Here is a 21,413-nt window from a genome sequence, read left to right as displayed (position 1 = left end):
GCTTGCAGCCAATGCTATACCTTCGTTCCCGGTTCGTGTGAACCTGACACCGGGAGAAAACAAATGAATGTATTCAACGCGATCGAGGCCCGCCGTTCGGTCAAGCAGTTCGATCCCGATTACAAGTTGAGTGAGGCCGAGATCGAGAAGTTGCTGTCGCTCGCCGTGCTGTCGCCGACGGCATTCAATATCCAGCATTGGCGTTTCGTGCGGGTGGAGGACAAGGCCCTACGCGAAAAGCTACGGGCGGTGAGCTGGATGCAGCCGCAGATCACCGATGCCTCTTTGCTGCTGGTGCTGTGCGCCGACCTCGACGCCTGGCGGAAGAGCCCCGAGCGTTATTGGCGCGATGCGCCGGCCGATGTGCGCGAGGGCGTGGTGGCCGCAATCCAGGCCTATTACGACGGCCGCGAGCAAGTGCAGCGCGACGAAGCCATGCGCTCCTGCGGCATCGCGGCGCAGAGCCTGATGCTGGCGGCCAAGGCCATGGGCTACGACTCCTGCCCGATGGACCTGTCGGACTTCGACCAGGTGGCACCGCTGATCAAGCTGCCGGCCGGCCATGTCATCGGCCTGTTCCTCGCCATTGGCAAGGCCATGCGCGAGCCCTGGCCGCGCGCGGGGCAACTGCCCTTGAGCGAGGTGGTGGTGCGCGACCACTTCTAAGTTTTGACGCTGGCCGCCCGGTAGGTGCGGACGGCGTCGGTAAAGACATGGGTCGCCGAGCGCAGGAAGAGTGCCGCGATGCCCAAGCCGACCACGAGGTCGGGCCATTGCGCGGCGGTGAGCCAGACGCCGGCGCCGGCGACGATGACGGCGCTGTTGGCGATGATGTCGTTGCGCGAGCAGAGCCAGACCGAGCGCATGTTGACGTCGTCGGCGCGGTGCTTCCACAAGAGATACAGGCAGAGCGAGTTGGCGGCCAGGGCCAAGAGGCCGATGGCGCCCATGGTCTCGTAGGTCGGCAGCGCGGGGTGCAGCAGTTTGTCGATGGCCTGGACCAGCACGAACAGGCCGAAGCCGGCCATGATGCCGCCCTTGATGAAGGCGGAGATTGCCTTCCATCTGTCGTCGCGGGCCAGCACATAGAGGCTGAAACCATAGACCAGGGCATCGCCCAGCATGTCCAAGGAATCGGCCATGAGCGCGGTGGAGCCGGCCAGCCAGCCGGCCGTGGCCTCGACCCCGAACATCACGAGGTTGATCGCCAGGACGATCCTGAGCGTCCTGGCCTGACTGTCGCGCATTTTGTCGCTGGCGCAAACGTCGCCGCAGCCGCAGGTGGCCATGGTTATCTTTCTTCGATGAATCTCATGGGTGATGGATACGGCATTGCCAATCGTCATTCCGGGCATGCCGCGATGCGGCATTGACCCGGAACCCAGGAAATAAAACTGGATGCCGGCTTTCGCCGGCATGACGAAAAGGGGTATGCCGATTGCTGACTAGGTTACTCCGGATTGCCCATTGCCGGCAGCCTTGCGCGGCCGGAAGCGGCGGATGCTTTGCCGCAATACCCGCAGGGTCTCTGCCGTGGCCCGGCCGTAGCGCAGGCCGACATAGAGCCGGGTGATCGCGCCGATCGTTTCGGCCAGATCGGGCCGGGCGGCGCCGGCGCGGCGGGCGAAAGCCACCGGGCCTTCATTGCCGTGGCGTTCCAGGCCGAGCCGGGCGAGCTTGCGGCAGAAGCGGGCGTAGAGCCGGGCGGCCGCATCCTGTTTGGTTCGCTTTTCACGCAGCAGGTAAAAGCCGGCCAGGCCGAGGATGAACAGCGTGCTGCCGGCACCGAGCAGCCAGAGCATGGCGTTGAGGTTGGCCAGCCAGGGGGCGAGGCGCGCAAGGAATTCGCGCTGGCGCACGTCGTTGTAGCCGAGCACCCAGAGGTTCCAGCGGTAGTTCACCAAATCCCAGGCCAGGCGCACGGGCGCGAGCCAGCCGGTCTCGACATCGATCAGCGCTGCCGGCCGTTCCGCCACCGGCAGCGCGGCGCCGACGCCCAGTTCCACCCGGGTCGGCGCCACGGCGGCGGTGGGATCGACCCGGCGCCAGCCTTCGCCCGCCAGCCAGACCTCGGCCCAGGCATGGGCGTTGCGTTGGCGCACGATCCAGTAGTTGCCCACCGCGTTGTATTCGCCGCCCTGATAGCCGGTGACCACCCGGGCCGGGATGCCGGCCGCGCGCATGAGGAAGACGAAGGCGCTGGCGTAGTGCTCGCAGAAGCCGCGCCGGGAGTTGAACAGAAAGTCATCCACCGCCTGCTCGCCCAGCCGGGGCGGCTGCAGGGTGTAGACGAAGGGCTCGCGCCGGAAGTGGTCGAGCGCCTGCTCGACGATGGCGGCATCGCTCAGGCCGCTGCCCGCCCAGCGTGCCGCCAGGGCGCGGGCGCGCGGGTTGATGGCATCGGGCAGGTCGAGGGCGCGAACCCAGGTGGCATGGTCGAGATCGGGTCCGTAACGGTAATCGAGCCAGGCCCGCACCTGGTATTGCAGGCGCTGGCTGACCGGGGCGCGGGCGAGCCAGACGAGGTCGCTGCGCAGATCGGCCTCGAGCCTGGGCAGTGCCTCGGGCAGGCCGAGCAGGAACAGCCAGTGCTGCTGGTGCGGCTCCAGGATGACCCGGTAGTCCACCGGCTGGCCGATGCCCTGGCCCACCACGCCGCCATAGGGTACGTCCTGCACGGTGCGCCAGGCGCGGCCGTCATAGTCCCAGAGCACGGGCCCGCGCCAGTAGAGCTGCTTGGGGTCGATGGCGCGGGTGTCGAAGCTGGCGCGGAAGGCGATTTCCTCCGACAGGATCAGGCGGTTGAAGTCGCCTGGCCGCATCTCGTCGGATAGGCCGGTGCGGGCCGAGCTTTCCTGCTGCAGGCTCCAGAGCGGGCCCGACAGCCGGGGAAACAGGATGAACAGGAACACCGCCAGCGGGATGGCCTGCAAGAGCAGCAGGCCGGCCGGCCGCAGCTTGGGCCAGAGCGCCTTGGGCTGTGGCATCTGGCTGGCAATGAGCGAGGCGGTCAGCGCGAGCAGGGCGAGCAGCATATAGGCGGCGCTGAGCAGGCTCTGGTCCTCCAGGAAGTGGGCGACCAGCAGGAAATAGCCGACGAAGATCAGGCCGCTGCGGTCGCGCGGGGCCTCGGTCTCCAAGAGCTTGGCCGCCGAGAGGAAGACCAGCAGCGCGACGCCGGCGCGCGGCCCGACGATGGTGCCGAACTGGACGAATACCGCGACCAGTCCGCCGACGGTGACGGCGATGCGCAGCCAGCGCGGCGGCAGCGGCAGGCGCCGGGCCGCGCGCAGCAGGCACCAGAGCGCGATGGCGGCCCAGACCAGGCTGAGCCAGAGCGGCAGCCGGGCCGTGTGCGGCGCCACCACCAGCGCCAGCGGCAGCACCAGCCAGAGCAGTTCGGGCAGCGCATAGCGCTGGCGCATCAGGCCTCCCCGAAGCGGGCCAGCGCTTCCAGGCAGGCGCGCAGATGGGCCTCGCCCCGGGCCGGGCCGAAGCTGCGCGCCGGCAGGCGCAGGCCGTAGTCGAGACCCGTCGCCTCGGCATCGAGCAGCCAGCGGGTCAGGCGCGAGAGCTTGGCCTCGGTGTTGCCGCCCGGCGTCTGCGTCCAGTCGAACCAGAGGCCGCGCGAAACCGGGGCGGCGAACTGCTTGGTGGCGAGCGGCTGCTCGCGCGCCAGGGTCTTCCAGGCGATGCGCTTGAGCGAATCGCCCGGCCGGTATTCGCGCAGGCCGTCGAATTCCTCGTCGCCCGGCCGGCTGGTCCGACCGGTCTGATCGCCTTCTGCGCCGGCGGGGAAGGGCAGGCTGTCGGCGGCGGGGCGCGGGTAGACCAGCACTGTCCAGTCCAGCTCCAGCACCGTCCAGCAGCGGAACAGGCCGAGCGGATAGGTGGTGGACAAGGCGAACCGGCCGGGCCGATGCAGGCCGCGCCGGGGCTGGGGCAGGCTCAGGCTCAGGTCGGCTCGGCCATGAGCCGGCAGGTCGGCGTGGGCGGGCGCGGCCTGGGCATGTTCGATGGCGATGCGGTAGCGCCCGAGGCCCGTGGGGTTGTCCAGATGCAGGACGAAGTGCGCGCTCTGGCCGGCGAACACCGGAGCGACATGGCCGGCGTGCAGGCGCAGACCGTTCAGGTTGCGGTGGGTCTGGATCAGCCCGGCCACGCCGATGCCGGCCAGCAAAAAGGTGAACAGATAGGCCAGGCTCAGGCTGTAGTTCATCGCCCCCAGCAGCAGGGCGCCGAGCAGCAGGGCGAACAGCAGACCGTCGCGCGTGGGCAGGATGTAGAGCCGGCGACTGCTGAGCCGAATCTCACCGCCTTCGCGCCGCGGCGCCCGCCACGGCAGGTGGGCGAAGCGCAGGGCGGGCAGCGGCAAAGCCATCAGGGAATGGCGACTTCCATCAGCACCTGGGCGGCCCACTCCGGCTCGGCCGCCTCGATGCCGGAGGCCGGGTGCAGACGATGGCCGACCACGGGGCCGAGCACGGCCTGGATGTCCTCGGGCTGGACGAAGTCGCGCCCGTCGAGATAGGCCCAGCCCTGGGCCGCGTGCAGCAGGGCCAGCCCGGCGCGCGGCGACAGGCCGCCGGCGAAGCGCAGATCGCGCCGGGTGGTGTCGATCAGGGCCTGCACATAGTCGAGCAGGGCCTCCGACACGTGCAGGCTTTGCACCGCCTGCTGCAGGGCGATGAAGCCCGCCGGGTCGAGCACGGGCGCAAGCTGCGCCAGCAGGTCGCGCCGGTTTTCGCCGCGCAGCAGGGCGCGTTCGGCCGCATGGTCGGGGTAACCCAGGCGGATGCGCATGAGGAAGCGGTCGAGCTGCGATTCCGGCAGCGGGAAGACGCCGGCCTGCTCGACCGGGTTTTGCGTGGCGATGACGAAGAAGGGCTTGGGCAGTTCGCGCGTCTCGCCCTCGATGGTGACCCGGCCTTCCTCCATCGCCTCCAGCAGGGCGCTTTGCGACTTGGGACTGGCGCGGTTGATCTCGTCGGCCAGGATCACCTGGGCGAAGATCGGGCCGGGATGAAAGCTGAAGCTGCCGCGCTCACGGTCGTAGATGGCCGCGCCCAAGAGGTCGGCCGGCAACAGATCGCTGGTGAACTGGATGCGATGGAACTGCAGGCCCAGGGTGACGGCCAGGGTGTGGGCCAGGGTGGTCTTGCCGACCCCGGGGGTGTCTTCGATCAGCAAGTGGCCGCGCGCCAGCAGGCAGGCCAGGCACAGGCGCACCTGATGTTCCTTGCCGAGGACGACGCGGTTGATCTGGGCCAGGGCCTGGGCGAGTTCGGTTTTCATGACGGCAACTCTATAGGCAAACCGTGGCTGCGCAAAGCGGATGCGGTATGCTTGCGCCATCCCTGTCAGGCCGAATCATGACCACCCGCATCTGCATCATCCGCCACGGCGAGACCGACTGGAATCTCGAAAAACGCATCCAGGGCCAGATCGACATCCCGCTCAACGCCACCGGCCGGGCCCAGGCGCTGGCCATGGCCTACAACGCGGCGCACCACAGGTTCAGCGCCATTTACAGCAGCGACCTCGCCCGGGCGCTCGACACGGCACGCGGCCTGGCCGAGCGCCTGGGGCTGGAGCTGAAGACCCTGCCGCAATTGCGCGAGCGGCATTACGGCATCTTCCAGGGCCTGACCGCGGCCGAGGGCGCGCAGCGCCACCCCGAGGCCCACGCCCGCTATGCCGCGCGCGATGCCGACTACGATTTCGAGACAGGCGAGACCCTGCGCGCCTTCGCCGTGCGCGCCATCGAGGGCATAGACTGGCTGGCCCGGCACCATGCCGGCCAGACCATCGCCGCAGTCAGCCACGGCGGCGTGCTCGACGTGCTCTATCGCAAGGCGACCGGCCGCGCCCTGGAGGCACCGCGCGATTTCAAGATCCCCAACTGCGCCCTCAACTGGTTCCACATCGACGCCCACGGCTGGCACCTGGAAACCTGGGGCGACCGGCACCATCTCGAAAACGTCCTGGTCGAGTCGCCCGAATAAGGAACGAGGCCGTGGCCCATACGGTCGTCCTGCTCCGCCATGGCCATAGCGACTGGAACCTCACCGACCGCTTCACCGGCTGGACCGACATCGCGCTGACCGGCCAGGGCATCGCCGAGGCCGAGGCGGCCGGCCGCCGCCTGGCCGGCGCGGGCTTTCGTTTCGACGAGGTGCATTGCTCGGTGTTGCGGCGCACCCGGCAGACCGCCGAGGCGGTTCTGGCGACGCTGGGGCAGACGGCTATTCCCATCCACGAGACCTGGCGCCTGAACGAGCGCCACTACGGCGCCTTGCAGGGCCTGAACAAGCAGGAAATCTTTTCCGCCTGGGGCGAGCAACGGGCGCGGCACTGGTGGCGCGGCTATGCCGAGCCGCCGCCGGCACTGGAACCCGACGACCCCAGACACCCGCGCTTCGATCCGCGCTATGCCGATCTGCCGCCCGAACAGCTGCCGGCGAGCGAGAGCCTGGCCGACTGCCAGCGCCGCCTGCTGCCTTACTGGAACGAAGTGCTGGCACCCCGCATCCGAACGGGCCGCCGCCTGCTCGTGGTCAGCCACGGCAACACCCTGCGTGGGCTGGTCATGCATCTGGATCGCATCAGCGCCGAGGCGATGGAAAAAGTCGAGATCGCGCCGGGCGTGCCGCTGGTCTATCGATTCTCCAACGGCCTGGCAGTGCTGGGCCGAGAATGGCTGGAGTAGTCCACGCCAGGTTCCGGCCAGTGCGCATATCCCGATGATGTAAACTCGCGCGCTGGAAGAACAGCTACAGGACAGCGTTCCGGCCAGTGCGCATATCCCGATGATGTAAACTCTTTGCGGGTACAGTCATTATGGCGTGTATGTTCCGGCCAGTGCGCATATCCCGATGATGTAAACTTGCCACCATCAACGCCAACAACATCGCCAAGTTCCGGCCAGTGCGCATATCCCGATGATGTAAACTCACCACAAGCCAACCATTCGGCAGCGCTCCGTTCCGGCCAGTGCGCATATCCCGATGATGTAAACTGGCGATGGCTTGCTCGACTTGCGCCGGTTTGTTCCGGCCAGTGCGCATATCCCGATGATGTAAACTCCAGCAGTCCCGCGCCGAGGTGCTGGCGCAGTTCCGGCCAGTGCGCATATCCCGATGATGTAAACTTGGCAGGCCCATCGTGCGCCAGGCAGGGCCAGTTCCGGCCAGTGCGCATATCCCGATGATGTAAACTTCAAGGGCGCCAGCCTGATCGAGAGGGAATAGTTCCGGCCAGTGCGCATATCCCGATGATGTAAACTCTACGACTACATTATGGACGGTATCGCCCAGTTCCGGCCAGTGCGCATATCCCGATGATGTAAACTTGACGCTGGCGTAACCGGCGCTGAGCCCACGTTCCGGCCAGTGCGCATATCCCGATGATGTAAACTGGCCGGTGGCTTCGTGCAGCGTGGCCGCCGGTTCCGGCCAGTGCGCATATCCCGATGATGTAAACTGAACCGCCCAAACAACGGACGGCCACGGGTGTTCCGGCCAGTGCGCATATCCCGATGATGTAAACTTTTATCTGCCGCCGCCAGGATCTCGCCGGCGTTCCGGCCAGTGCGCATATCCCGATGATGTAAACTGCAGCACATCGGCGCTGTCCGGCGCAGACAGTTCCGGCCAGTGCGCATATCCCGATGATGTAAACTTTACCAGGCAAAACCCTCAACTCAAGGCCAGTTCCGGCCAGTGCGCATATCCCGATGATGTAAACTGGCAGATCGACATCTAGCACTTCCTTGTAGGTTCCGGCCAGTGCGCATATCCCGATGATGTAAACTCAGGTCCGCTCGAAGCGACAGTTAGACCACGTTCCGGCCAGTGCGCATATCCCGATGATGTAAACTCAACGTCGAATGCTCAATGGCCAAAGGATCGTTCCGGCCAGTGCGCATATCCCGATGATGTAAACTACCCGCCTCCAGCACCGATTCGCGGGCCTTGTTCCGGCCAGTGCGCATATCCCGATGATGTAAACTACGCTGACTGCAGCGAACGTGGTGACGACTGTTCCGGCCAGTGCGCATATCCCGATGATGTAAACTACTCCGTGTAGGCATTCGTCACTGGATGGTGTTCCGGCCAGTGCGCATATCCCGATGATGTAAACTTTCTTAGTGGCCTCCGCAATCTCGGCAGAGTTCCGGCCAGTGCGCATATCCCGATGATGTAAACTTCACGGCCTCCTCATATTCGTCGATCATGTGTTCCGGCCAGTGCGCATATCCCGATGATGTAAACTGTCTTGACCAGGTTCGAGGATTGGCCATCTGTTCCGGCCAGTGCGCATATCCCGATGATGTAAACTAAATACGATCGGCCCTGACATCATTGCCATGTTCCGGCCAGTGCGCATATCCCGATGATGTAAACTTGATGTTGGCACTCACATATCGCTTGTTGCGTTCCGGCCAGTGCGCATATCCCGATGATGTAAACTCCACCGGGCTGGCGTAGCGGGCGCCGTGCAGTTCCGGCCAGTGCGCATATCCCGATGATGTAAACTCCGGGGACACCTCAGCAGTCGTGCCCTGCTGTTCCGGCCAGTGCGCATATCCCGATGATGTAAACTAGTATGGTTCAAAAACTTTGAACCTTGCAAGTTCCGGCCAGTGCGCATATCCCGATGATGTAAACTCCGTGCCAGACGCGATCGGCTCACCGTCGGGTTCCGGCCAGTGCGCATATCCCGATGATGTAAACTCGAGACGGCCCGCGAGATCGTCCAGTCCGAGTTCCGGCCAGTGCGCATATCCCGATGATGTAAACTAGTTTTGCCACTACCAGGTGTGCCTGTAACGTTCCGGCCAGTGCGCATATCCCGATGATGTAAACTTCGATGTGACATAACCCGCTGACTTGTCAGCGGGTTTTTGTCTTTTTGGGCCCCAAAAATCGGCCTGGGTGTCAGAACAAGTCATATTGGTCGGGCGATTTTTTCGCGGCCTGCTTGGCTTTGCCTTGATAGGTGATGATGCGCTCATATTGCTTGTCGGTGAATATGAGGATATTGACCTTGCCGCCATCCGGCAAGGCTTTTTCCACCCGTTTGCAGTAGGTGTCGATTTGCGCTTGGCTGGTGCAAAAGCGCATGTACACCGAGAACTGGGCCATCTCGAAACCCATATCCAGCAGGGTGTTGCGAAAGTCGGTTGCTGCTTTGCGTTCTGTTTTTTCGACCACGGGTAGGTCGAACATGACGGCCACCCACATCAGTCGATATCCGCTGAGCATGGCATGTCAGTCGTCGGCCAGGCTTGCGGCCATGGACAGTGGTAGCCCTGGCAAGGGAAGGTCGAGCTTGTCGCGCTCACCGAGATAAACCTGGGCTAAAGAAACGGCCAGTCGCTGCATGCAGACCATGACCGGCGTGGCGCCGGAATTGGTCTGCATGTCGTCGTATAAGGTACGGACCAAGGATCGCTTGGTTTCCGGTGTGATACTGGCCTCACCGATGCGTTGCAATTGCCAGACATGCAGATCGACAATGGGCCGAAAGGGTTCCATCAAGTCGTCTACCAGGCGCATGGGATTGCCTTCGTTGGCGTGGTGCAGGCCAAGGGTCGGGTGGAGCCCGGCGGCAATCACGGCACGGGCCGTGGCGGCACGCAGCACGGTATAGCCATAATTAAGCATAGCATTGATGCCACTTGCGTTTTGGTCGCGCCGAAAGTCGTTGCCGAACAATAGGCCCCAATAGCGCCGGGCACCTTGCGCCTCCAGATTGTCGGGGTCGCCGGAACGGACCTTTTTCGTCAATGCGGCCAGCGGTGCGACGGGGGCGCCAGCCGCTTCCAAGGCGGCGGCTTGTTGTTGTAGTTTGCTACGCACTACCTCGGCCCAGAGACGTTTGTGGGTGGGCAGCGTCGCCGCAATCTGGGCATCGAATCGTTTGGCCTGCTGGAAATTGCCAGCCACCGGCCAGAGCATACCGATGGCGTTATGGTTTGCCGCACACAGTACGAAGGGGGCGCCACGCTCGGTCAAGGCCACCAGGAGGTTGTTGGTGTAGCTCAGGCCATGGGCATTGGCGATGACGGCGGCGATGTCGTCCAGCGGTACCTGCCCAAGTTCTTTACGCTCGCCCTCGGTGTCCTGCACCACCATGAACCCACGCGAGGCGAACAGGTGCCGCTTGTCGTCGGCCACCTCGACGATGCGGCCGATCATGTTGTTTATCCCCTAAATCCCGGGTCGCGCAGGTCGCCGATCTCGGAGACGGTAACTCGGCGGCCTTGGGCTGTCTGGAGCGACCCCGCGATTTTTGAGACATATTTGAATGAGTCTCCGTCGTCTTTGTTTCTGGCATCAACGTTTGCTTCATTGTGCTCGGCAAAAAACATCTGGCCATTTCCACCAATTTTAACGACGCGCATGGTTTTGGTATTGCCGCCCAGATTGAGCCGCACCAGGTCGTTGATCATCAAGCGCATGACCAGTGGTTTTCCAGAGAGGCTGTAGGATGGATTTCTGAGCCGTTTGATTCCTTCAGCCTCACCGTGCAGGCGTATCAGCTGGTAAGCTTCGAAGGTGGAAATCACATCGCTATCCCACTTGCCCTTTTCGTCCCGCCAGATTTCGATACAGTAATTGCTGCCGCCGACATAACCCTTATAGGCCCTTGGGCTGCCATTTTCATCCAAACCGTGGCGCTCGGGGTTCCGGGTGCTGGCTATCGCTATCACACTTTTATTCTTGATCTCGCGCTGTCGCGGGCCGCCGTCTTCCGGTCTAATCCTCCTGGACACCACGCCATTGCCATGTAACCTCCAAGCGGTGTCTTCGTGCATGGCGCCCTGATAGCCATGATCCGGCTTATGGCTCACAATAATATTTTCAAGCGCCCTCTCGACATGTTCGCGATAGGATGGCCATGGTAGCGGCATTTCCTCAACCAGCCGATCTAACTGTTTTACCCGTGCGCTGGCGCTGGCCTGCGCGAAGCGCTGCAACAGGCCTTGATCGGTGATGCCGATGACAGCAGCGTCCAGAGCATGGTGGCGGTGGTCGTTGCGGTTTTTAGATTCGGTGCCGGAAAGCAATTGATTGAGGCCAAACTTGCCGCGCAACAAGGCGGTCATGCGGCCGGGAATGGCCCGCACCTTGTTCGGGTGGCAAACGAGGGACAGATATTCCTTGGCGATACGCGACAGATAGGCGGTATCGTTCAGGGCGCGGGCCAGAAAGTCCTTGTCCTCCTTTAGCCAGCGTTGGTAGCCATCCGGCGCGAATCGCTTGGTTTTTTCGCGCGGCATGAGCGCCGCACGTTGGAGGATGGCCTCGTAGTCGTATCCTGGCTGCGAGATCTCTCCGAATGCCTGGTATGGGGTTCGGTTGCCCTTGTCCCGGTTCGCGCGGCGTAGCGAAACCGTCTTGTTGTTCATGCTGTCGTCCAGCGTCATCGAGTAGGGCAGGATATGCTCGATCTCGACTTCGTTGGACAAAAGCCGTTCGATGCCGATCTGCTCACCTGTGTAGGGGCACTGGCGGTCGGCGACATTCTTGGAGTTGAGTTCGACCCATAGTTGCATCTTTTGCGACAGTTCGCGCCGCTTGGCCCGATCTAAATTGGTCGGGGTCAAACCCAACACTACGCAGGCTTCGGCAACCTGCTTGTCATTGAGTTCCTGTCGCTCCTTTTGTTCTCTTTGGATTTCCAGCTTTCTTTCACGGCTCAATTTGAGTTCGCGTGCGACCTCGACAATGATTTCACTGGGCCTGCCATAGCGCTTGATGAGGGCATTGACCACCTTGCGCAGCTCGTTGAGGCCAATATGCACGGTCGGGTTGGCGATCTTGCCATAACGCTCTTCGTCGTTGCGTGGGTTGTCCTTGGCAAAGGCAACATGGCGACGCAGGGGGATGCCGTAATAGGGTAGGGCATCCATGATTTCGCCTGTTTGCTGGATATAAGACAGCGCACTGTGGCTATCGAAGCCTGCCCGCTTGACGGCGTCGGAATACATCACGACATCTTTGATGAGCTCAGGCACGATACGATCCAGCGCGGCCCGGCTCAGGTTGCCATAACCCTCGGGTAGGCTGGTATTGGCGATGCGCTCTGCGGTTGCTTCATCCACGCCGGTATGTTCTTGCAGCCAGCTCACCAATGCCGACTCGCTCGCCTCATTCAGCAGTTTGTCGACGATGTCGTCTTGCATGGCATGGTCGAAACTGTACCAGCGCTCGTCAAAGCAAGTGTCTTTGGCAAGGGCGGCCGATGTCGCATTTCCCTTGAGCCGGTCTCGCTTGATGTCCTCTAGGTTGAATTTGGTCGTGCCGGGTAGTTTTAGCGCCTTCAAGATTTTTGTGAATCGGACTTCCCCTTGGTGTTCGAGAAGCTGGACGACCTGATTGCGCTGTTCCAGTGTCAGGGCCTGTTCACGCAGGTCTGGCGTAAGCAGGCGTAAATTGTTGACTTCCTGGTAGATGCGGAAGCGCTGCGTGCTAGGCAAGGCCAGCGGTGCGCGTTCTTCGTCTGGCAGCAATGTGCATCGGCCCGGTTTGACCGGCTTGAGCGGGCGTTGATGAAGCAGGATGTCCTTGAGTTCTTTTCGGGCCGCCTCATTAAACAAGGCGGGGTTAAGGCTGCTTTGCTTGGCCCACAGTACGTCGAACTCATGTTCGATCATCGCCCGGTCTGCATAAAAATCGTAGGCCTTGTCCTTCTGGGTTCTGCCGCGCAGGCGGGCGCGAACGCTCAAGCGGTTCTCATGGCGGTTGGCCAGCCATTCGCCGAGGGTCTGGCAGTTTTCCTGGGCTAGCTTGTCGCGCAAATCCTTGATGGCTTTTTTCAGGGCACCGCTATCGCTGTCCTTCTTGTCGGTCTTCCGGTTGCTCAGAAAGCCGCGCCGCTGGTTAATATGGAACAGCGCACGGGCAAACTCTGGTCCGCTCAGCGCGTCATAGAGCCCCTTCTTGCGCAGGGCATAGGGGTCGAGGTTCACCAATTGACGACGCTGAACTTCATCGGTGGGGAAGAAACCAAAACGGGTTAGGGCGGCCAGCATTCGCTCTTTGCGTTTGAGCAGGCGGTCGCGCCGCCGTCGCATCTGGCGGGCGTTGCGTCGGGTGACGGCAAGCGAGGTGCCGTCCTTTGGATTGCGGCCGTCGGAGAAAATACGAACTCCCATGCGAATGATCGCGACGGGTTTGTCATCGCCGTCTAGGCGAAGCAGGCACCAGCCGATGGATGTGGAACCGATATCCAGAGCCAGTCGATAGCGCATCTTGGACAATTTGCCGCCTCCGTGTATTGATTTTTGTTGTCTGTAAGTATAACTTGAGGGCGCATACTTCATCGGGATATGCGCTCTGTCCGCTAACAAGCTGAGAGATGCACCAAATGCGGGGCCGCTATATGCGGCCCCGATTCATTTCGGCCTCTCGGGCCGCACCCTATTGAAGCCGAAAGAAAGCTGCCGATGGTGACGGAGGGTCAACTGGTGCTAAGGTCAGTTCGACCATGCGCTGCCTGAATGACCGGGTTTTAGTTTCCAATGCGCGCTAGTCTTCCTTGCGCATCTGCGGGAACAGGATCACGTCGCGGATGCTGGGCGCGTCGGTGAGCAGCATGACGAAGCGGTCGATGCCGATGCCGCAGCCGCCGGTGGGCGGCAGGCCGTATTCCAGGGCGCGGATGTAGTCGGCGTCGTAGTACATGGCCTCTTCGTCGCCGGCTTCTTTGGCCTCGACCTGCTTGCGGAAGCGCTCGGCCTGGTCCTCGGGGTCGTTCAGCTCGGAGAAGCCGTTGGCCACCTCGCGCCCGGCGATGTAGAGCTCGAACCGCTCGGTGATCTCAGGCCGGGTGTCCGAGGCGCGGGCGAGCGGCGAGGTCTCGACCGGGTAGTCGATGATGTAGGTCGGCTGGATCAGCTGGTGCTCGGTGGTCTCTTCGAACAGGGTGAGTTGCAGACCGCCCAGGCCGTCGTGCTTGCGGTAGGGGATCTTGCGCCGTTCCAGTTCGGCGCGCACGAAGTCGATGTCGTCCAGCGGTTGGCCGGCCAGCTCCGGGTTGTACTGCACCGTGGCCTCGAGCGCGGTCAGCCGGGCGAAGGGCTGGGCAAGGTCGATCACCGTGCCCTGGTAGTTCACTGCCGCGGTGCCGGTGGTCTTGATCGTCACCTCGCGCAGCAGCGTTTCGACGAAGTCCATCAGGCCCTTGTATTCCATGTAGGCCGCGTAGAACTCCATCATGGTGAACTCGGGGTTGTGCCGGGTGGACAGGCCCTCGTTGCGGAAGTTGCGGTTGATCTCGAACACGCGCTCCAGGCCGCCGACCACCAGGCGCTTCAAGTAAAGCTCGGGCGCGATGCGCAGGAACAGCTCCATGTCCAGCGCGTTGTGGTGGGTGATGAAGGGCTTGGCCGAGGCGCCGCCGGGGATGGGGTGCATCATCGGCGTCTCGACTTCGAGGAAGTCCTGGCCGGCCATGAACTCGCGAATGGCCTGGACGATCTTCGAGCGGCGGATGAAGGTCTGCCGGGTGTCGTCGTTGGTGATGAGGTCGAGATAGCGCTGGCGGTATTTCTGCTCGGTGTCGGTCAGGCCGTGGAACTTCTCCGGCAGCGGGCGCAGGGCCTTGGTCAGCAGGCGCACCGACTTGGCGTTGATGGTGAGCTCGCCCTTGCCGGTCTTGAACAGGGTGCCGGTCACGCCCAGGATGTCGCCCAGGTCCCAGTGCTTGAAGGCCTCGTGCGCGTCCAGCCCGGTGACGTCGTTGGAGACGTAGATCTGCAAGCGGCCGCTCTTGTCCTGCAGGGTGGCGAAGCTGGCCTTGCCCATCACGCGTTTCAGCATCATGCGGCCGGCCAGTTGCACTTCGACCGCCATGGCTTCCAGCTCTTCCTTGCTCTTCTCGCCATATTGCGCGTGCAGGTCGGCGGCCAGGTGCTTGCGCTCGAAGTCGTTGGGGAAGGCGACGCCGTTTTGGCGCAGCTTGGCCAGTTTCTCCCGACGCTCGGCGATGATCTGGTTCTGGCTTTGGCCGTCCGCTTGTGCGGACTTAACATCGGCTTCGCCGATATTAGCCTTCGCCGAAACTTCGTTTTCTTCTTGTTGAGGCTGGAGGTTCTCTTCGCTCATGGCGGCTACTCTCTGGCTTATACGCCCTGTTTCAGGCTGGCTTGAATGAAATCGTCCAGGTCGCCGTCGAGCACGGCCTGGGTGTTGCCCACTTCGTGGTTGGTGCGCAGGTCCTTGATGCGCGACTGGTCGAGCACGTAGGAGCGGATCTGGTGGCCCCAGCCGATGTCGCTCTTGGCGTCTTCCAGCTTCTGCTGCTCGGCCTGGCGCTTTCTCAGTTCCAGTTCGTACAGGCGGGCGCGCAGCATCTTCCAGGCTTCATCGCGGTTGCGATGCTGCGAGCGGTCGTTCTGGCACTGGACCACGATGCCGGTCGGGATGTGGGTCAGGCGCACGGCCGAGTCGGTCTTGTTGATGTGCTGGCCGCCGGCGCCGGAGGCGCGGTAGGTGTCGGTGCGCACGTCGGCCGGGTTGATGTCGATCTCGATCGAGTCGTCCACCTCGGGGTAGACGAAGACCGAGCAGAAACTGGTGTGGCGCCGGGCGTTGGAATCGAACGGCGATTTGCGCACCAGGCGGTGCACGCCGGTTTCGGTGCGCAGATAGCCGTAGGCGTAGTCGCCGTCGACCCGGATGGTCGCGCTCTTGATACCGGCCACCTCGCCCTCGGATTCTTCCAGAAGTTCGGCCTTGAAGCCCTTGCGCTCGCAATACTTGAGGTACATGCGCTCGAGCATGCTGGCCCAGTCCTGGGCCTCGGTGCCGCCGGCGCCGGCCTGGATCTCGATGAAGCAGGGGCTGGGATCCATGGGGTTGGCGAACATGCGGCGGAATTCCAGCTCCGCCACGCGCTTCTCGATGCCGGCGAGATCGGCGGCGACCGAGTGCAGGGTGTCCTCGTCGGCCTCCATCTGGGCCAGCTCGAACAGCTCGCCGGTGTCTTTCAGGGATTGCTCGACCTCTTCCAGGGTGAGCACCACGGCCTCCAGCGACTTGCGTTCGCGCCCCAGTTCCTGGGCCTGCTTGGCGTCGTTCCAGAGGGCGGGGTCCTCGGTAAGTTTGATGACTTCGTCTAGCCGGTCGCGTTTGCCCGGGTAGTCAAAGATACCCCCGTAGCTCTTTGGTCCGACGGGCGAGGTCGGCCAGTTGGTTCTCGATCTGATTGAGCTGTTCGGCTTCCATTTGAATTCCTGATTTCCTACCGGGGCGGAAAAAACGCAAAATTATAGCCGTCTTCAGCCTTGAGCCCCAGTCCTGCCGCCGCCATGACCCGCCGTTACCGCTATTTCGACCACGAGGCCGACATCGGCATCGAGGCCCGGGGCAAGACCGTGGACGAGGCCTTTGCCAACGCCGCCCTCGGCATGTTCGCCATCATGGCCGAGCCGGCCACGGTGCTCCCCGAGCAGGAGGTGGCCGTCGAGTTCGAGGAGGCCGACCTGGAGCTGGCCCTGGTGACCTGGCTGAACCAGCTGCTCGCGCAGGCCCGGCTGCGCGGCCTGGTCTTCTGCGCCTTCGAGCTGGAACACGCAGACACGCATTGGCTGGGCCGGGCCTGGGGCATGCCCTGGCGGCCCGGGGCGGAGCGCGGCACCGAGGTGAAGGGCGCCACGCTGACTATGCTGAAGGTGGAGCAGGGGACGAAGGGCTGGCTGGCCCGCTGCATCGTAGATGTCTGATTGAAAAGGGTTTGACCATGGACATGGCACGGCTCAGGCAGCTCGACGACTACTGCTTCACCGTGCCCAGGGCGGCGGGCGAGGTACGGTCCGAAGTGCTGCTCTACGGCAGCGCGCCGCTCTTGCGGACCATGGACGACATGGTGCTGACCCAGATCACCAACGTGGCCAAGCTGCCCGGCCTGGTCGGCCCGGCCATGACCATGCCCGATGCCCATTGGGGTTACGGCTTTCCCATCGGCGGGGTGGCCGCCTTCGACCCCGACTTGGGCGGCATCGTCTCCGCCGGCGGCGTCGGTTTCGACATTTCCTGCGGCATCCGCTGCCTGCGCAGCAATCTCGAGCTCAAGGACGCCGCGGCGCAGTTTCCCCAACTGGCCGACGCCCTGTTCCAGGCCATCCCGGCCGGCGTGGGCGAGGAGGGCGCGCTCAAGCTGTCCAGCCACGAACTGGACCAGGTCATGCTGGGCGGCGCCGAATGGGCGGTGCATCAGGGTTATGGCAGTGAATCCGACCTCGCCCTGATCGAGGAACACGGCAAGATGCGCGGCGCGGTGCCCGGCAATGTCTCCGAGTTGGCCAAGAAGCGCCAGCGTGGCGAGATGGGCACCCTGGGCTCGGGCAACCACTACCTGGAAGTGCAGGTGGTGGAAAAGATCTTCGACACCCAGGCCGCCCGGGCCTTCGGCCTGCACGAAGGCCAGCTGCTGGTCTCCATCCATTGCGGCTCGCGCGGCCTGGGACATCAGATCGGCACCGACTATCTGGTTTCCCTGGCCAAGGCGGCAAGTCGGCTGGGCATCGTCCTGCCCGACCGGGAACTGGCCTGCGCGCCGATCAATTCGCCCGAGGGGCAGGAATACCTGGGCGCGATGAATGCCGCGATCAATGTGGCCCTGGCCAACCGGCAGATCCTGGCCCACCTCACGCGCGCGGTCTTCGCCCGGGTGATTCCGGGCAGCCATCTGGCCACGCTGTACGATGTCTCGCACAACACCTGCAAGCTGGAAAAACACCGGGTCGATGGCAAGGACCGGATGCTCTATGTCCACCGCAAGGGCGCGACCCGCGCCTTCGGTCCCAATCACCCGGCGCTGCCGGCCGAATACCAGGCGGTGGGCCAGCCGGTGATCATCGGCGGCAGCATGGGCACCGGTTCTTACGTGCTGGCCGGCACGGCCGAGGGCGAACGGCGCGCCTGGTCCTCGGCCAGCCACGGCGCCGGCCGGGCCATGAGCCGCAACGCCGCCTTGAAGAAATGGCGCGGCCGGGAACTGATCGAGCAGCTCAAGGGCCAGGGTATCCTGATCCGCACCAAGTCCATGCGCGGCGCGGCGGAAGAGGCGCCCGGCGCCTACAAGGACGTCGACCTCGTGGCCGAAGCCACGGAAAAGGCCGGCCTTGCCCGGCGCGTGGCCTTCCTGCGGCCCAAGGTCTGCATCAAGGGTTGAACTGCGTAATCGCGCGGCTTGACAGCCCCGGCAGGGGAGGAGGTTTAATAGCGCCTGCGGAAGCGATTCCGCAACCTACAAGGGCAAACCCGTCGAAAGGCGGGGACGCAAAGTTACCGGTCTAAGGGGGCGACCCTACGACAGCGGGACCGCTAGGTGGCCAAACGTGGCGCGTTGGTGCGCGCCACCCATCTTCGCAGGCATTCGCCTGTTTGCATTGCCCTGATTTTTGCCGCAACGCAGCGGTGTTTGGACCCGAAGATCGCGCTCTCGGGTCAGGAGGTCGGGCCATGCAGGAATCGAATCTGAATCAACTTTCGCCGGATGCCGCCGCGCTGGTCGGCCAATGCCGCGATGCCGCCGTCGCCTGCTTGCCTTCGGCCTTTGCCGTGACACTGGGCGATGCCCTCAACGGCCTGATCGAGGCCAGGCCCTGGGTGGGGCCGGACAGCGCGATCGAATTGTATGAACAAGCCATCGGTGTCCTGCGACATCGACGGGGCGATTTGGAAGCGGCGTTCAGGGAGCGATATGCCGCGCTGTCCGACCCGGCCGGGGACAAGGCCGGGCAGACCGCGACGGCGCCAGCGCAGCGGCCCGGCCTGATGGACGAGGACGTGCATTACGACTTCGCGGCGCCGGAGACCCTGGCCCAGGCCATCGCCACGGCCTGCAAGGGCGAGCTCTACAGCCTGGAGCGGCGCCTCGATGCCATCACCGGCACGCGGGGCTGGCGGCAGTCGCCAGTGGCGCCGCAATTGATCGGGGCGGCGTCCATCGAGGCCATGCGCCAAGCCGGCCTGGTCCGTGCGATCCGCCAGAGCCTGCTGCCCTTGTTGGCCGAATATCTGCCGCAGCAGGTCAAGCCGGTCTATCAGGCGCTCAACCAGTTCTTGCTCGAGCGCCAGGTGCTGCCCGAGTTGAAACTCGGCCTGCCGGCCAAGGGCCAGGCCGGCACCGTCGCCGCCGTCTGCCAGAACTGGCTGATGCGGCAGTCGTTGAGCCAGCCGACGCCGTCGCAGGGCCAGACCCTGGCCCAGGTGCTGGCTGGCTGGCGGCACGGCGATGCCGAGGCTGCCCGCCTGCTCGGGCTGGATGCCGGGGCGCTGGCCGCGGGCATGGCGATCCTGCGCCGGATCGAGCAGGCCGCCAGCCTGCAGCTGAGCGCGGCGGATCGGGTGGCGCTGGATTGGGCGGCCGGATGGTTCGAGGCCCGGGTCTTCACCGCTGCAGTGCCCGCCGACTGGCAGGTGCGCATCGGCCGTCTGCAGCTGGTCGTGCTGCGCGCCGCCTTGCAGGATGCCGAGGGCGTATTGCGCCAGGGCGCGCACCCGGTGCGTCAATTGCTGGACGCCCTGATCGTCCTGGCCGGCTGCGAAGCGGCGCAGACCGTGGCGGTCAAGGCCGAGGTCGCGACCCTGATCGAGGGCCTGCAACAGCGTGAGGACAATCTGGCTGAGGGTTTCCGTCAGGCTTTGGCCGCGCTGCCCGGGCTGGATCCTGCTGCCGCAGTCGATGGCGCTAGCCAGTTTGGCGATGCCGCTACAGCCGAAGCGATGATCCGGCATGCGCTCGAAGGCCGCCGCATCCCCGGTGCCATGGAATCCTTCCTGCTGATGCACGGACCCGAGTTGGTGCGCCAGACTGATGCCACAGAGGCAGCGCAAATTCTGGCCGACCTGATCGGCAGCCTTGAGCCGGCCGGCTGGCGGCAGCGTCGTGAAGAGCTGGCCGCCGCCCTGCCGGGCTTGCTCAAGCGCCTTCAGGGGCTGATGGCGCAGGCCAACCTGGCCAGCGAAGTGCGCGGCAAGTTCTTCGGCGACCTGGTGAAATGCCATGCCACGTTGATGCGCGCCACCCGGAACAAGACAGCCGAAACCAAGGCGAACCCCGACAGCAAGGTGGCTTGATCATGGTGAAAAAGGAGATGCCGGCGAGTCATTTGCAATTGCTTGGGCGCAGCGGCACGGACAAATCGCCAGCGCGCGCTTCCGGCCCGCTGCGCTTTCTGACCCGGCAACCCATTCTCGACGCCGGACACCGGCTGATCGGCTATGAGTTCGGCGTGCAGAAAAACGTCCCGGTGCCGGTGGCGGCCGGGGCGCAAAGCCTGCAGCAGATGCGCGACGAATGGCTGCTGGCCAGTGCCCGCACCTCGGGCCTGCAGCAGGCCCTGGGCGACCGCTATCTGAGCTTCCTCGCGGTCGATGCCGCCAGCCTGACCGGCCTGTCCCTCGATCGCTTGCCTGCGAGCATCGTGCTCGTGGTGCGCGACCTTGCCGCGCTGTCGACGGCCGGCCGGGATCGCCTGCTCGATCTCGCCAGCCTCGGTGCGCGCCTGGCCCTCAACGACGAAGACAGCGTCGCAGCCGCCGCCCTGCCGGCGGCGATCTGGCGCTATGTGCGGATCGACGTCAATCAGGGCGATGCCCTGGCGCTGGCGCAGCGTTACGACCGCGCTCGCGGCCAATATCCGGCCGCTCGCATCGTTGCCGCCGGGGTCGATACCGACGAGGCATTCCGGGCCTGCAAGAAGACCGGTTTCCAGTTGTTCCAGGGCTATCACCTGGCCAGCCTGCAGCCGGCCGCGGCGCACCGCCTGTATGGCAGTCGGGCCCGGCTCATGGACCTGCTCAACAGCGTGATGAATGGCGCCGAGATCGCCGAGGTCGAGGCGAAATTCAAAACCGATGCCGGGCTGAGCTACAAGCTGTTGCGCTATCTCAATTCGCCCGCCCTGATGCTGAACCAGCCCATCCAGTCGATTGCCCATGCCCTGATGTACCTCGGTCACGAGCAGTTGTATCGCTGGCTGACCTTGCTCCTGTTCGCCGGTGGCGAATCGGACGCCCGCAGCCAGGCCCTGCTGAGAAACGCGGTGGTGCGTGCGCGGCTGGTCGAGAACCTGGGCAAGGGCCAGGTGCCCATGGCCGAGCGCGGCCGGTTGTTCATCCTGGGCATGCTTTCGCTGATCGATGCCCTGCTCAATCTGCCCATGCAGCGCGCCATCGACGGCCTGCATCTGCCACAGGGCGTGGTCGACGGCCTGCTTCAGCGTAGCGGGGCCTACGCGCCCTATCTCTTGCTGGCCGAGGCCTGCGAGGGGTTCGATCAGGAGGCGGTCGAGGCGCTGGCCGGCCGGGTCGGCCGCTCCGCCGAAGAGGTCAACCTGGCCCATGTCGAGGCCCTGATCTGGGCCGAAGAACTGCTCACCTGAGCCGGCTGTT

General features: G+C 64.1%; 16 protein-coding genes, 1 CRISPR repeat array and 1 riboswitch. Of the genes, 7 read left to right on the top strand and 9 right to left on the bottom strand.

The window, feature by feature from the left end; translation table 11 throughout:
• Positions 1-63 precede the first annotated feature (63 nt).
• Positions 64-666: a nitroreductase family protein gene (locus tag EL388_RS08065; RefSeq protein WP_126462126.1), complete on the top strand. Its 603-nt coding sequence runs from the start codon at positions 64-66 to the stop codon at positions 664-666.
• On the opposite strand, the gene EL388_RS08060 is transcribed toward EL388_RS08065, so the two are convergent.
• The 4 genes from EL388_RS08060 to EL388_RS08045 all read right to left on the bottom strand — a co-directional run bounded on the left by EL388_RS08060 (position 663) and on the right by EL388_RS08045 (position 5,295).
• Positions 663-1,289 carry a cation diffusion facilitator family transporter gene (locus tag EL388_RS08060; protein WP_126462123.1) on the bottom strand — a complete coding sequence of 209 codons (627 nt, stop codon included), beginning with the start codon at positions 1,287-1,289 and terminating at the stop codon, positions 663-665. The genes EL388_RS08065 and EL388_RS08060 overlap by 4 nt on opposite strands.
• A 156-nt stretch (positions 1,290-1,445) precedes the next feature.
• Positions 1,446-3,425, bottom strand: coding sequence for a transglutaminase TgpA family protein (locus EL388_RS08055; protein ID WP_126462120.1), 1,980 nt, complete (start codon positions 3,423-3,425; stop codon positions 1,446-1,448).
• Positions 3,425-4,381, bottom strand: a complete 957-nt coding sequence (locus EL388_RS08050; protein ID WP_126462117.1) for a DUF58 domain-containing protein — start codon at positions 4,379-4,381, stop codon at positions 3,425-3,427. Before EL388_RS08050 ends, EL388_RS08055 begins: the two co-directional genes overlap by 1 nt.
• Positions 4,381-5,295: an AAA family ATPase gene (locus EL388_RS08045; protein WP_126462114.1), complete on the bottom strand. Its 915-nt coding sequence runs from the start codon at positions 5,293-5,295 to the stop codon at positions 4,381-4,383. Before EL388_RS08045 ends, EL388_RS08050 begins: the two co-directional genes overlap by 1 nt.
• A gap of 77 nt (positions 5,296-5,372) precedes the next feature.
• Here EL388_RS08045 and EL388_RS08040 point away from each other — a divergent pair, with 77 nt between their 5' ends.
• Both EL388_RS08040 and EL388_RS08035 read left to right on the top strand, forming a co-directional pair.
• A complete protein-coding gene (locus EL388_RS08040) occupies positions 5,373-6,005 on the top strand; it encodes a histidine phosphatase family protein (RefSeq protein WP_126462111.1) in 633 nt (210 codons plus the stop codon).
• Between the two features lie 11 nt (positions 6,006-6,016).
• Positions 6,017-6,709 carry a 2,3-bisphosphoglycerate-dependent phosphoglycerate mutase gene (locus EL388_RS08035; RefSeq protein ID WP_126462108.1) on the top strand — a complete coding sequence of 231 codons (693 nt, stop codon included), beginning with the start codon at positions 6,017-6,019 and terminating at the stop codon, positions 6,707-6,709.
• Positions 6,710-6,719: 10 nt separating this feature from the next.
• A CRISPR array of direct repeats spans positions 6,720-8,868; the repeat unit is 36 nt; unit sequence GTTCCGGCCAGTGCGCATATCCCGATGATGTAAACT.
• Between the two features lie 71 nt (positions 8,869-8,939).
• Here the strand turns inward: EL388_RS08035 and cas2 are convergent.
• From cas2 to prfB, 5 genes are all read right to left on the bottom strand, one after another.
• Entirely contained in the window at positions 8,940-9,245 is a 306-nt protein-coding gene (gene cas2 / locus EL388_RS08030; RefSeq protein WP_126462105.1) for a CRISPR-associated endonuclease Cas2, read from the bottom strand.
• 27 nt (positions 9,246-9,272) lie between these two features.
• The gene (gene cas1, locus EL388_RS08025; protein ID WP_126462102.1) at positions 9,273-10,202 is read right to left on the bottom strand and encodes a type II CRISPR-associated endonuclease Cas1; all 930 of its coding nucleotides are present in this window, start codon (positions 10,200-10,202) and stop codon (positions 9,273-9,275) included.
• A gap of 5 nt (positions 10,203-10,207) precedes the next feature.
• Positions 10,208-13,261 carry a type II CRISPR RNA-guided endonuclease Cas9 gene (gene cas9, locus EL388_RS08020; RefSeq protein WP_232019225.1) on the bottom strand — a complete coding sequence of 1,018 codons (3,054 nt, stop codon included), beginning with the start codon at positions 13,259-13,261 and terminating at the stop codon, positions 10,208-10,210.
• A 277-nt stretch (positions 13,262-13,538) separates the two neighbouring features.
• Entirely contained in the window at positions 13,539-15,116 is a 1,578-nt protein-coding gene (gene lysS, locus EL388_RS08015; RefSeq protein ID WP_126462096.1) for a lysine--tRNA ligase, read from the bottom strand.
• A gap of 17 nt (positions 15,117-15,133) precedes the next feature.
• Positions 15,134-16,238 (bottom strand): peptide chain release factor 2 gene (gene prfB, locus EL388_RS08010; protein WP_126462093.1). Its coding sequence is split into 2 segments (ribosomal slippage): positions 15,134-16,156 and positions 16,158-16,238, totalling 1,104 coding nucleotides; the frame shifts between segments, so codons are not numbered across the junction.
• A 59-nt stretch (positions 16,239-16,297) separates the two neighbouring features.
• On the opposite strand from prfB, the gene EL388_RS08005 reads away from it, so the two are divergent.
• The 4 genes from EL388_RS08005 (at position 16,298) to EL388_RS07990 (ending at position 21,403) form a co-directional block, all read left to right on the top strand.
• Complete coding sequence (locus tag EL388_RS08005) at positions 16,298-16,735, top strand: archease (RefSeq protein ID WP_232019063.1); 438 nt, start codon at positions 16,298-16,300, stop codon at positions 16,733-16,735.
• Positions 16,736-16,752: 17 nt separating this feature from the next.
• On the top strand, positions 16,753-18,186 hold the full coding sequence (locus EL388_RS08000; protein ID WP_126462090.1) for an RtcB family protein: 1,434 nt from the start codon (positions 16,753-16,755) through the stop codon (positions 18,184-18,186).
• Positions 18,187-18,258: 72 nt separating this feature from the next.
• A riboswitch (cyclic di-GMP riboswitch) is annotated at positions 18,259-18,343 on the top strand.
• A gap of 133 nt (positions 18,344-18,476) precedes the next feature.
• Complete coding sequence (locus tag EL388_RS07995; protein WP_126462087.1) at positions 18,477-20,096, top strand: DUF1631 family protein; 1,620 nt, start codon at positions 18,477-18,479, stop codon at positions 20,094-20,096.
• Positions 20,097-20,098: 2 nt separating this feature from the next.
• Positions 20,099-21,403: an EAL and HDOD domain-containing protein gene (locus EL388_RS07990; protein ID WP_232019223.1), complete on the top strand. Its 1,305-nt coding sequence runs from the start codon at positions 20,099-20,101 to the stop codon at positions 21,401-21,403.
• The last annotated feature ends 10 nt before the right edge of the window (positions 21,404-21,413 follow it).

It is taken from the genome of Sulfuritortus calidifontis, assembly GCF_003967275.1.
GTDB lineage: Bacteria > Pseudomonadota > Gammaproteobacteria > Burkholderiales > Thiobacillaceae > Sulfuritortus > Sulfuritortus calidifontis.
The sequence above is the reverse complement of the archived record's forward strand: the minus strand, read 5'-3'. Positions and strand labels throughout refer to the sequence as shown.